The 12,258-nt window shown below is 62.3% G+C and carries 12 protein-coding genes; 2 read left to right on the top strand and 10 right to left on the bottom strand.

Annotated features, from left to right (window positions below):
- The first annotated feature begins 20 nt into the window (after positions 1-20).
- Entirely contained in the window at positions 21-1,028 is a 1,008-nt protein-coding gene (locus tag J3O30_RS06240) for a fatty acid desaturase family protein (protein ID WP_207583381.1), read from the top strand.
- Positions 1,029-1,055: 27 nt separating this feature from the next.
- Entirely contained in the window at positions 1,056-2,018 is a 963-nt protein-coding gene (locus J3O30_RS06235; RefSeq protein ID WP_207583380.1) for a class I SAM-dependent methyltransferase, read from the top strand.
- A 68-nt stretch (positions 2,019-2,086) separates the two neighbouring features.
- Here the strand turns inward: J3O30_RS06235 and J3O30_RS33110 are convergent, their stop codons facing one another.
- The 10 genes from J3O30_RS33110 to J3O30_RS06175 form a co-directional block, all read right to left on the bottom strand.
- Entirely contained in the window at positions 2,087-4,159 is a 2,073-nt protein-coding gene (locus J3O30_RS33110; protein ID WP_246762731.1) for a hypothetical protein, read from the bottom strand.
- 154 nt (positions 4,160-4,313) lie between these two features.
- A complete protein-coding gene (locus tag J3O30_RS06215; protein WP_207583379.1) occupies positions 4,314-4,631 on the bottom strand; it encodes a hypothetical protein in 318 nt (105 codons plus the stop codon).
- The gene (locus tag J3O30_RS06210) at positions 4,628-5,632 is read right to left on the bottom strand and encodes a tail fiber domain-containing protein (protein ID WP_207583378.1); all 1,005 of its coding nucleotides are present in this window, start codon (positions 5,630-5,632) and stop codon (positions 4,628-4,630) included. The genes J3O30_RS06215 and J3O30_RS06210 overlap by 4 nt, the downstream gene beginning before the upstream one ends.
- Positions 5,598-6,014: a GNAT family protein gene (locus J3O30_RS06205; protein ID WP_207583377.1), complete on the bottom strand. Its 417-nt coding sequence runs from the start codon at positions 6,012-6,014 to the stop codon at positions 5,598-5,600. Before J3O30_RS06205 ends, J3O30_RS06210 begins: the two co-directional genes overlap by 35 nt.
- Complete coding sequence (locus J3O30_RS06200) at positions 6,011-7,834, bottom strand: hypothetical protein (protein WP_207583376.1); 1,824 nt, start codon at positions 7,832-7,834, stop codon at positions 6,011-6,013. Before J3O30_RS06200 ends, J3O30_RS06205 begins: the two co-directional genes overlap by 4 nt.
- Positions 7,831-8,538: a hypothetical protein gene (locus J3O30_RS06195; RefSeq protein WP_207583375.1), complete on the bottom strand. Its 708-nt coding sequence runs from the start codon at positions 8,536-8,538 to the stop codon at positions 7,831-7,833. The genes J3O30_RS06200 and J3O30_RS06195 overlap by 4 nt, the downstream gene beginning before the upstream one ends.
- A 29-nt stretch (positions 8,539-8,567) precedes the next feature.
- Entirely contained in the window at positions 8,568-9,131 is a 564-nt protein-coding gene (locus J3O30_RS06190; RefSeq protein ID WP_207583374.1) for a hypothetical protein, read from the bottom strand.
- 206 nt (positions 9,132-9,337) lie between these two features.
- On the bottom strand, positions 9,338-10,123 hold the full coding sequence (locus J3O30_RS06185) for a hypothetical protein (RefSeq protein ID WP_207583373.1): 786 nt from the start codon (positions 10,121-10,123) through the stop codon (positions 9,338-9,340).
- 23 nt (positions 10,124-10,146) lie between these two features.
- The gene (locus J3O30_RS06180) at positions 10,147-11,121 is read right to left on the bottom strand and encodes a phage major capsid protein (RefSeq protein WP_003587937.1); all 975 of its coding nucleotides are present in this window, start codon (positions 11,119-11,121) and stop codon (positions 10,147-10,149) included.
- 15 nt (positions 11,122-11,136) lie between these two features.
- Entirely contained in the window at positions 11,137-12,225 is a 1,089-nt protein-coding gene (locus J3O30_RS06175; RefSeq protein WP_207583372.1) for a hypothetical protein, read from the bottom strand.
- Positions 12,226-12,258 lie beyond the last annotated feature (33 nt).

Raw genomic sequence — 12,258 nt, 5'->3', positions numbered from 1 at the left:
TGGATAGGATTGGTCACTGCATGGATGCGCAGTTCAATGAATGCATGAAGGTAGCGAGAAGGCTTGTCGACCAGAGCTTCCTTGAATCGTTGAAACAGCCTCAACCGCGCGCAATTATCGTGGCGACGACGATGGTCTGGGTTCAGATCGTTATCTCTTGGGCGATCGCGCTCTTCGGCCCTTGGTGGGTGCTATGGCTGCCATTCCTGATTAACTCCGCGGTAACGCAAGGCATGTTGCTTTGGGTTCACGAAGCGTCGCATTTCCACCTCTTCTCCAGCCGCCGCAAAAACGATATCTGGTGCGATATATTCTTTGCCGCGCCTGTCGGGATGTCAGTCGGCGCGTATCGACTACGCCACATGAGCCACCATGCACATCTGGGTACAGAAAAGGATGAGGATGGTTACCCCTATCGCGAGCCGATCAAGGGCTTCCGGGCGCTCGCGTGGGTAATGGTAAAGGCGCTGAGCGGTGGCATGGGAGTGTGGCTGGCGGCTGACAAATATGGTGGTCTGGCTCGAAAGAAAGCATCGGGTAACTCGCTGTCGCCTTCCTGGTTAGCGCCGATGGTGACCATCATCTTCAACGGCTTGCTGTTTGCACTCTGCATTGTCACGGGACGATGGTATCTCTACATTCTGTTATGGGGTTATCCCATTGCTGCCGTGGCAATCGCCCTGAATATTATACGCACCATCGCGGAGCATCAGCCCGAGGATTATCCACTTTACGAGGACGGACGGGAGCGGGCCATGATGCCGCTCGCCCGGACGACAGTCCCTAATTGGTTTGAGAAATGGCTTATGTACCAGGCGAATTTCAACTATCATATCGAACACCATCTTTTTCCCGCCATTCCGCAGCACAATCTCGCAAAACTTCATAGGCACCTGCTCAAAGGTGGTTTCTACGAGCATTTTCCGAGGTGCCTGCAGCGCAGTGGTTTTGCAAAATTCATCCGACTCTCGAGAAATCGTAAGAACGATGATTTCTCAGATTCGGTTCAAGATGCGTTGGCTCTCTAGGGTCTAAAGGTATTGAACGCGGCAAACATGAACTCTCAAGCGACAAATCATATAAGATCAACCCCTACAACGTGCAGCGGTTGCGGCAGTGACAGCTGCACAGTTGTCGCTACCGGGCGCGACTATATATATCACGGCAGTGAAGACTTCTTCAGATACGTCCGATGCGATGGATGCGGTCATTTCTATCTCAATCCGAGACCCGACATCAGCCAACTGTCTTTGATGTATCCGGCGAACTACGGAACCTTCTCGAATAGATTTCAGAGCCGGGCAAATCTCCTTGGACGAGTAAAGACCATCGTCAATCGAAAGCGCCTTAAGGATGTTGTCGCGCATCTCCCTTTGCGGGGAAGAGTGCTCGATGTAGGATGCGGCAACGGCGAACTTTTGATTGCACTGCGTCAAGCGCGTCCTGATCTTGAGCTCTTCGGTCTCGATTGGCATTTCCCGGCTGAAACGCGTACCGCCCTGGAAAAACAAGGAATAAAGGTAGTCGAAGCGCCGCTCGAAGCGGCGGAATTGCCGGCCCAGCCATTTGATCTCATCGTCATGCTCCAGCTTATAGAACACCTTTGGGAGCCAGAAGAGAGCTTGCGGCGCCTTGTCCTCGCCTTGGCGAAGGATGGCCGGTTATTGATCGAAACGCCTAATACTGACGGCTGGGACAGACAGCTGTTTGCGGGCTGTGCATGGGGCGGATATTATTTCCCGCGGCATTTGAACCTTTACAATTTTGAGCGTTTGGCCGAACTCCTGCGCAGAGTGGGGTTGGCTGTCGAATCTCAACGCAATCTTCCGGCTCCTTTGATCTGGATTTACTCCCTGCAAGGCGCTGTGCAGGCGCGTTTCGGCTGGAAAAGCACCTTGACGAAGATTTTCGGCGTCAAAAATATACCCTTGATTGCTGCCTTTGCTTTTCTTGATATCGCCGCCATCGCGATGAGATTTACAACGTCAAACCAACAGGCAATATCGAGGAAGGCATAGCCGCCATGTGGGCTATGCCGGCGCCGAACGAGCTTTCACGCGTTGCGGCCCCGGAAGCCTGAATTGGCCTACCACAGACCACTTTGCTGCCGAGCGAGGAGCGCACGCACGAGGGCGGCCGCCGCCGGTTCGCGACCTTGGTTCATCGTCTGCCGCGGATTGCGGGAGGCCGGCCTCGGTGTCGAGTTGGGTGGGTTGTCAGGCAGGGCGAAGGGATCGGTGGCGCCGTCGGTCTGGTACTCCGGCAGAAAGCTCTTTGCTCTCGCGAGCCGGTTTGTGGCCTCCTGGTTCCCCGGAACATCGTAATCTCGAAAAGCCCAAGCCCTGTTCATCAGGCGTTGCGCCTCCTCGAGCGATTGAGCGGCGTTCAGCCTGGCGATCAGGCGAGGGTCCTCCTGCAGGAAGAACTCGGCCTGTGTCTGCGGGCTGATCGCACCCGGCTTTTCGCCCTTGGCGGCGGCGAAGTCGTAAAGTGCCTGCAGTCGGGTGTTACGCCACGACATAATGGCGCCTGATCTGCCGGGCTTTCCGCTCTTGCTTGGGTCGGACCAAGAACTATTGGCTCTCTTGGCCGAGAACTGGCTTTCGGACTGGCCCGTCGAGGCGATAGCCGCAAGACCATAAGGGTTGGTCACCTTGATGATCGACCCATCCCGCTGCTTATAGCCGTTCTTGATCGTGCCCATGAAGCCGTCGAAGACATCGGCGTCGACGGGTTGCTGGCTGGGAGTGCCCCTTACCGCCTGCCGATCGTGGCGGCCGGGTTTCGGTGTGGGAACGGGCACTTTGCCCGTTGGAACGAAGGGATCGTCGCCGGGCAGTTGGGGCGCCGTCGCGGGCTGCTGGCGGCGCTCGTCCGTCGTCAACTGCGGATCGGGATATTCCGGCCTCGGCGCGGGGACAGGCCCCTTGGCCGGCTGAGAAGGCACGGCATGCGCAACGCCCTTGGACTGTGCCGCGATCGCCGCTTCAATCATGCTGTCCGGATAAAGAGCGCCCGATGTTCCCTGCTCCTGCGTGATGAGGGCGCGAACAAACTTCTTTGCCATTGCCGGGTCGTTCAGGCGGAGATCATCGGCAGGGCCAATGCCCATCATTTGCGCGATGTTGGCAGCCGCCGTGAAAGAGTTAGGCGTCCAGCCCTTTGTTCCAGCGATGATTTGATTCGGCGTCAGCATGCCCTCTCGATACTTCTTCATGATCTGCCAGACATTGTGCTCCATGCCAGCTTCCGGCGTGGCATAGACAACTTGCGGATCGCCCTGGTCGGTGTTCTCGGAAGGGCCGATGATCCCCGGCCTATGTTGGCCGGCGTATTTGAGATTGGTGGGATTGTTGTTGCGCATGCCGGGCGGCAACTCGCCGCGACGAACGGGATCGGATAGAACCGTTTGAAGCTCTGCCCCGTCGTTTGCGGATCCGGCGGCGGCGGCGCCAGGAGCTGGCGCCGCGGGCTGTTGGCTGTGTTCGTCCGTCGTCATCTGCGGGTCGCGATATCCGGGTCTCGGCGAGGGAACGGGTCCGTTGTCAGGCAACGGAGCGAAGGCATCGTCGCCTGGTTGATCGGCCGCCATCGGCTGCTCGCGGCGATATTCGGTCGTAACCATCGGGTCGCGATAAGGCCGCGGCGTCGGAATGGGAGGGTTGGCAGGCGGTGCGAATGGATCGTCGCCAGGCTGGTCGGCCGCCCGGCGATAGTCCGTCGTGACCATCGGGTCGCGATAGGGCTTCGGCGTCGGAATAGGCCCGTTGTCGGGCAGCGGCGCGAAGAGACCGGCGCCGGGCTGGGCGGCCGGGGCCATGGGCTGTTCGCCGCGATCATCAGTCGTCATCAGCGGGTCGAGACTGGGTCTTTCCGGCGGAACGGGCCCGTTGTCGGGCAGCGGCGCGAAGGGATAGTCGCCCGGATCGCCGGCCGGCGCCGCGCTGCCCTCACCGCTTGCCTGCTGCTCCTGCTGGCGGATCGCCAGCCCGCCCAGGAGAGCCTGGACAAGACGCGCGGCCCCTTGCCAGGGGGATTGTACGGGGCCCGAATCCATGCCCTGCTGCAGCATGGCATCAGCCAGCTGCTTGCGCCGGTCGCTGATGTCGCCCTGTGTCTTGCCGGTATCGCCGCCGAAAATGAATGACGCTAGTGACATTGGTCCACTGCCCTTTCGTAGAAGACGCGGTCGAAACCGTCTGTCTGGATGGATTTTTCACACATTATTGAACACGAGGCCGATCCGGATCGGACCGCCGTCCCTGTATCGGTAGGGACCGATCAGCACGCCGTTATCCCGCTGATGTCCTAGTTCAGCCGTCAGTCCGGCGCGTCGGCCCGCCACCGAAGAACAGCGACAGGAAGCCGGGAGAGGCCGGCGCTGGTGTGGAAGGCTGGCCTGTCGGAGCGACGGCACCTTGACCGGCGCCTGACTGCTGCGCCTGCCGTTGCTGGCGAACCGCCCAGCCGCCGAGCCCGCCTTCGGCAAGCCGCGCGACCCCTTCCCACGGCGATTGCACCGGGCTCATATCCATGCCCTGCTGCAGCATTGCGTAGGGCAGTTGCTTGCGCTGGTCGTCGATATCGCTCTGTTTCCTGCCGGTATTGCCGCCTGAGATGGTTGGGATCATGCGACTGCCCTCTCGTAATCGACGCGATCGAACCCATCGGCAGCTTCGAACACGGCGTCCGGGTGAACCTCGCGCACATCATCCGACATCAGGCCGATCTGCATCGGGCCGCCGTCCTTGTATTTGAAGGCGTAGACCGGCAGGCCGTTATCCAGCGTGCCGACGCGTTTGATGTTTTCCTTGAGCCGACGGTCGGATTTCGCCCAGCCGCCGAGCAGTGAGCCACCAAGGCCGAAGAGGCCGCCCATCGCGGCGTTGGACTGGGAGACCTGGCGGTCGTAGAGGCCCATCTGCTGATTGAAGCCTTCATTGATCAGGCCGGCCTGGTCGACGTTCGGCAGCTGCGTCGTCGGCGTGTTGACATAGCTCGGCTGGTGGACCTGCGATCCCGACATCAGCGCCGAAATCTCGTTCAGCGGCTGGTTGCGCTCGGTCAGGATCGAGTTCTGGGCATTCGAATACATATCGCCGAGATACTGGTCGGAGGCGGCCTGCTTGCGCGTGGAAAAATCGCGCAGCGCGTTGTCATAGGCCGCCGAGCCCATCGAGATGCCCTTGTCGGCAAGGCTCTGGTCGAGGCTTGCCTGATCGCGATCCCACTGGTTGTTGAAGCCGGACTGCCAGTGATCGTTGACATATTTGTCGACATTGCCGGCGCTCAGATCGACATTGGTGCCGAGCACACCGGAGATCTTGCCGGTCTGGTCGTTGGCGAGCCTGGCGAGGCCGAGCTGGGTCTGCTGCGTCTGGTCGTAGATCGCCTGGTTTTCAGGCGAATAGGTCTGATAGGCCGAATAGGTCGGCAGTTGGTAGCTCTTGCCGGTCTGGTCTTTCATCGTCTGGTAGCCGCTGACCTTGTATTCCAGCGAACCATCCGGCGTGTACTGGTTGGTGTGGCTCAGGCCGGCATTGGCAATGGCGGTGTCGACGTTGGTTGCCGTCTGTGCCGCTGCGGTCTGTGTCGGATCAGGCGCCTTCGGGGCCTTCGGCGTGGAGACCATAGGGAAAATCCTCCTTGATGATTGCGTAGAGCAGCGCGTCGCAGTCGCCGAAATAGGCTTGCTGGCGGCCTTCCAGCCGTGCGCCGAGTCTTTCGAGCATCGTCTGGGCGTCGAAATTGTCGGCCCGTGTCCTGGCGGTTGCGCGGCGGCAGCCGAGCTGATGCACGACATAGCCAAACACCGATCGCATCAGCGTCCGCGTCAGCCGATCGGCGGCCAGCGAGACCTCGACGTCATGCGCGGTCCAGACGTTGAAGACGAAACCGGCGATGATCCGGCCGCGGTCGATATGGGCAAGCGTGGTGTAAGGCGGGTGGAAGCTGACGCCGATCCGGCCGCCGACCCAGGCGGCGATATCCTGGCGCGGTTCGGAGACGATCAAATCGGCGCGCCTTTTTCATAAAGCACCGAGCCGCCGACGACGGCCGCCTCGGAGACGGAGCCGGAGGAGCCCGAAATCAGCGCACGGATCGTCGGCGCCAAGGCCGAACCGGCGCCGCCGGCGGAGGCGAATTTGCGCACCAGCGAAACGCCGGGGAATTTCGACACACCCCAGACCGCCGTTCCCCATTTCGCCGCCGCATTGTTCTCGACCGAGGACAGCAGCGCCGTCGGTATCTTGGTCTGGTAGTCGACCGAGATCCCACCATACATCAGCGAGGAAACACCGATCTGCGCCGTCACCCCGATTAGCTTCGAGAGCTTGGTCGAGAGCCCGTCGCCATATCGGCTCCAGGCGCCGACCATCAGCGCATCGATCGCCACGCCATTGTCGTTGGCGCCGACCTCGGCCTCATAGACCGCGCCGTCGCCGGCGCCGAAGAACAGCCGGTCCTGCCAGGTCGCCCAGCAGGAGGCCGGCATGCCGACGAAGCGGCACCAGGCGCCGGTTTCGGTGTTCATCACATATTGATAGGGGCCGAAGGAGGACGGCAGGTTGACGATCGCCATCTGCCTGGCCGGGAAGCTCGAAAGCTGCCACTCCTGCGAAGTCGTGCCGATCGCCGCAACGGTCTCGCGCCATGTCGGGCCGATCCTGGCAGTGATCGCTCCGAGGCTGGTGGCGCCGCGGTCGAGCTGCACCGCCTTGGTGATCGGCACGATGCCATCGGTGGTCATGATCGCCAGATCGGCGCCGACCGAAAGCAGGCATCGATCGCTGCCGAGCGGCCGGCCGAGCTTGAAGGTGCCGATCAGGCCCCAGTTCGAAACACTCGAAGGATCGGAGCCCTGGAAGACGATCACCTCGCCTTCCGAGGAGATCAGCACCAGGCACTGCTGCAGGCCTGTCGAAACCGGAATCGTCCAGACGTTGATCGCAACCAGCGTGCCGCCATATTTCATGTTGCCGCCGACCGGCAGCACCGTGGCTGCGCCGCTGACGGCGTCGGTGGCGAGATACCAGACATTGGTCGAATTCTTCTCGATGAACCACAGGCGCGAGCGATAGGCGGTGACCGCGATCAGCAGCGAAGCGTCCGGTATGCCGGTGATCATCGTCGAGGCAACGTAAGGTGTGGCGACCGCGCCTTTTTCCAGCTGCGCATTGGTCACCGTTCCCGTCACGGTGACGACAAGCGTGCCGGCCGCCGGCGTGAAGGTGAGCGACACCCGATTGTTGACGCCGGTGCCGTTCAACGTGCCGGAGAAGGCGCCGGAGAGCGTGACCGAGCCGTTGCCGAAGAAGCTCAGCGTATAGGCCGTGTTGCGGACGGCAACGTTCTGGGTGGCGAGCGTTGCCGTGCCGGTGAGAAAATTGTTGGTCCAGGAGCTGCCGTTGAAGAGCAGCGGTGTATCGAGGCCATTGACCAGGCGTAGGAATTCCTGGCCGGCCGGGTTGGTATATTGCTGCACCGACCAATGGGCGCTCGCCATGCCGGAGACGACGGGCGCACCGGCAGCGCCCCCCACCGTCACGTCGAAGATCTTGTCGCCGGCGGCGGCAAACAGCCTGTTGCTGACGCCCGAATAGGGGATGACCGTCTGCACGTCGGCGCCAAGGCCGGTGGAAAAGGCGAGGAAACCGTAGCGGGCGCGGACGCGGTTGGCCTCGGGAAAGAAGTTGTCGAGCTGAAACGCCGCATCCTCAGGCATATCCGCCATCTCGACATCGGTTCGCCAGCCGCCGATCGGGGCGATCCAGTCTTTGCTCGGCGAAACGCGGCGGCTGCGGCCGTTCGGAGGGACAGGTCTGCGAGTCATGGATTTGCCACCGTGATCGTGCCGGGCCAATAATTCTCGGGGCCCTCACCCCTCGCCGGCAGCGAGAGGTCGACGGGGCTTGCGGCCCGATCGGCGCCGATGGCGGCTTCCTTGGATCGCTCGAAACTGGCGATCTCCTCGCCGTAATCGAGGCCCTTGGCCCGCTTCCAGCGCCAGATCAGCGAGAGTTCGAGAAGGTCTTCGGGAAAACGGGCCGTATCGGTATCGTTTGCCCAATTCGCCCCAGTGGTCGAACCGCCATTCACCGCCACCCAGAAGCCGGAGATATAGGCATATTCCACCGTCTCGCCTGGAGCGTTCGGATAGATGTCGAGCTTGCCGCCGGCCATGCGCCAAATCTGCGGCACCGGGTTGGAATTGAGGATCGTCTGGCGCTGCCAGGTCTGCGGCTCGACGGGGCCGTTGAGCTGCCAGAGGCGCGAGGCATTCCAGATCTTGGCATTGGCGGCAAAGCGGTTCCAGTCATCGGGCGGCTCGGCCGGCTCAGGATTTGCACCGGTCGCCACGAACTGCCGCCGCACCATCAGCGCCGACCAGTCATGCTCGCGCACCAGGTCGCGGCCGGCGCGGGTGGAGAGGATGCGCAGCTGCATGATCTGCGGATCCGCCGAGGACATGACGGCCGTCGGCGGATCGAGGTCGATTTCCGCGCAGACGTTCTGAATGATGGTCAAGAGCGACATGCGCGGGATCTCCTGTTCAGGCCAGTTGTTCAGGCGGCAGAGCGACGGGCTTTGTTGCCCTGGCCGTCGCTTTCGAGCGCCTCGAAGCGCGAGGCCATCTCCCTCATCTGCTCCTGCAGGCGGGTCACCTCATCCTTCAGCCGCTCGTTCTCGGCGGCGAAGGCCGAGGCGGCGCTGGAGTTTTCGGCAGTGGCGAGATAGGCCCGGGCGGCGGCGACGAGCTCGTTGGCGCCCATGCCGATCTTCTGCTTGGCGGTGTCGGAAAGGGCTGCGAGCTGCTCGACGGTGTAGATATTGACCGCCTCCATCTCCTTGATCTGGCTGGGTTTCAGATAAGGCCACTGCGCCAGCGGCGTGCCGGTCAGCTGTTCGCGGGCCTCGGCCCCCTGCTTGAACCGCTTATAGGCGTCGGCAAAGCGCTGTTTGTCGTTGTCGGTCACCTCGCGATAGACCTCGGTGTGTTTGTCGCCGGCGATAAAAATCCGGACGAATTCCTTGTCGGCAAAGATCGGCCGTCCTTCCTTCTCGGTCAGAAAGGTCTGCTCGACCGGTTCGAGGCTGAAGGAGGCATAAATTCCGGTGTTGTCGGGCATTTGCTGGTCTCGCTGTTGATGGCGGGGAAATAGGGATGGGCGGGGGAAGTATTCCCTCCTCGTCATCCTCGGCCTTGTGCCAAGGATCTGCTGCGCATCGACCGGCGGCAGAGGCTCGGGACAGGCCCGGGCATGACGAAAGGAGAAGTTGGAAGGCATTGGCAGCAGCCTCAGCGGGCGCCGAAGCGCCCGTTGATGGCTTAGGTTTAGTTCACCTTCGACAGGAACGGCCGCATCAGCGTCGCTTCGAGCACACCGGTCGCGGTGATGGTGATGCCCGTGCCGTTGGCGGTGGCGTTGGCCGAGAGCGTGATGCTCTGGACGACGCCGTTCGGGCTGTAGGTGATGCCCGAAATCGTCGTGCCGCCAGGGACACCCGTGCCGGCGACCGCCGCGCCGATGAACGGGCCGGAACCGGCACTCAGACCGGAAATACCCGCCAGCAGATTGGAGCCGTTGACGGTGGTTGCCGTGAACGTCTGGTTGGCGGCCGCAAAGTTGACGTTGGCGATGGCCTTGGTGGTGGCCGTGGCCGAGGCCGGGGCGCTCGCCTGGCCTGCGGTGGCGGTGGTTTCGGCAACGACGAGAGCCGCCGTTGCGGTTGCCACCTGCGACGGCGCCTGGCCGTTGCGCTGCAGCCAGAGATAATAGGTGCCGGCTGCGAGTGTCACGGCCCCGACCGGGCCGCCGGTCAGCGTCGGCGGCTGGGCGGCCCCCGAAAAGACGCCGCAGCGCTGGCCGACGACGGCCGCCGCCGTGGTCAGCAGCGAAGCGACATAATCCCGGGTCCACTGGAACCACTGGCCGGGCTGAAGGGTCGTCTGCGACGCCAGCACCAGCTGGCAATAGACCCATTCGGATTCACGGTCCCCGCCGGCGATAGCGCCGAGGGAGAAGTTCGGGCCGGGAATACCGGAGCCGGAAACGATCGGGCCTTCGACGACGAACGGGTTCGCGCCAAGACGATCGGACTGGATTGTTGCGACCGACATTTGCTTGTTCCTTTCGTTGACGATCAGGCGAACAACACGCCCTGCAGGAAGGCGTTGTTCATGGTGAGGTTGCCGGCAAAGCCCATCAGCTGGACGAAGGCATCCTGGTTGGTGTTCATGCGCTCGTCGCCGATCGGGGCCATGTCGCGGTCGCGGTGCGGGCGGTAGAACAGGTATTTGGTGTTCAGGAAGAACATCTGGTTGAGCGGCGCACCGCCGCCGAAGCCGCCGTCGAAGATCACGTCGGCGCCCATATATTGCAGCGACTGGAAGCCGGCCATGCCCTTGTCGGCCGAGGTGATGCGCTGGATTGCCTGCAGCGATTCCCAGTAGAGGCGGAAGAAGTTGTTGTCGGCGACGACGAGATCGGGCGCGTCGGAGCCGCGAACGCAGGACATATAGAGCCGGTTCATGTAGCTCTGGATATTGGCATTGGTGGCGGCCGCACCACCATCGGCCGAGGCCGAGAATTTCTGGTTGCGCCAGAAACCCCAGGTGGCGCGCGAGATGCCGCCGACGGTGCCCGAGGTCGGAGAGGTCGAGATCAGCAGCTGCAGGCCGCCGATCTGCCGCCCGCCATCGGCCGTGCCATCGGAATAGCAGTCAAGCGCGATGTTGTTCTTCAAAGTGGTTTCGGCGTTCTCGATGCGCTGCTCGAGCAGATCGAGGATCGCATCCTCGCCGGAGTTCTGCAGCTGTTCGAGGCCGGACATGGAAACTGCGACCGCGGCCTGCTTCAGATCGTATTCGGCCGCAGTGATGACGTCGGACGGCTGCACATTCAGGATATCGTAGCCGGAATAGCGCTTGAAGGTGCTGTTTTCCTGGTACTGCAGTTCCTGGACGATTGTGCGACCGCCGGAGATCGGCTTCTTGCGGCCGCGGCTGTTCAGACGGGTGAGAAGACCGTTGTTCTTCGTCACGTCGTCGGCCACCGTGCCGCTGCGATTGCGCAGCGTCGTGGTGACGATTTCAGAGAGGTTGGGCGAAATGGGCATTGATCATTCCTTTGCTCAGACCTGACCGCGCGAAAAGCGCATGGCGTCGCGCAGCGAGTCTCGGATGGAGGTGGGCTGGCCCCTTGCCGCATCGCGGGTCGGGCCCGGCGCGGAAGAACCAGAGATGGATCGCGAGGCGCGGCGGGCTTGATCTGCCGCTGCTGCCCTCTGGGCTTGCTGTTGTGGGACAGGCGCCGGTGCAGTCTGGCTGATCAACTGCTGGCGAATGTCCGGGCGCATCCAGCATGCGGCGTCGTAGGCGTCCTGGAGCGACGTTGCCCGCCCTGCGTTGACGAGGGCGATCATGTCGTCGAGCACATCTTCGGCGTGCGCGTTTGCCGGGTCGGAAAGGAAGGCATCGACTTGAGTTTCGGTGTCCCTTTTCCGCAAAACATGTTCGACCGTCGCCTCGACATTGAAAGATCGAGGCTGCGGCCCTCCTTGCTGGGGTCCGGCCTGCTGCGAATTGCGCTGCAGGATCTCTCCCGTCTGGCCATTGACCAGGGCGTGAAGATTGACCCCGGCCATCCTGGCAACGTGAACGACGGTGTTGACGGGATCGTGGATCAGCGCCTTCTCCCAGTCGATCGCCCGACGCATGACATCGGCATGGGTCATGCCGGCCTGGCGGACGATCGGGGTGAATTCCTCCAGCCCCTTGTAATCCTGCAGGACGCGGAAGCCGTTATCGACTTCCTGTTCGCGCTTGGCGATCGCCGCCTGCACTTCCCCGGGAAGGCCCCCGAATTGCGCCTTGGCTTCCGCCGACCAGCCGGGCGGAACCCGGTTGCCGATGGCTGCCGGCTGTTCTCCGCCCTGCCCGCGGCTTGGCACGCCCTGCTGCTGGGCGAGCGCGGCGTTTGCCGCAGGCGCCTGTCCTGCCCGCGCCGTGGCGGCTTGCTCCTGCCCCTTGGCCATGAAGCGGCCGTTTTCGCCGTCGCGCGGCTGGCCTGATATATCGCCCGGTCCATTGGTCTCGACGGTGTCGATCGCCGCTTTCAGGCTGTCGCGGATGCTGACCGGCCTATCGTTCAATGGCTTATCGTCGAACGCACCAAAATCTTCGCTGCCGTTGCCGGCCTCGTTCAGGTCTTCCATATCCATTGGGAAATTTCCTATGTCGGGGATTGATGCCCG

Origin of the sequence: Rhizobium sp. NZLR1 (assembly GCF_017357385.1) — a bacterium.
GTDB lineage: Bacteria > Pseudomonadota > Alphaproteobacteria > Rhizobiales > Rhizobiaceae > Rhizobium.
This window is presented reverse-complemented; position numbering and strand designations above follow the sequence as displayed.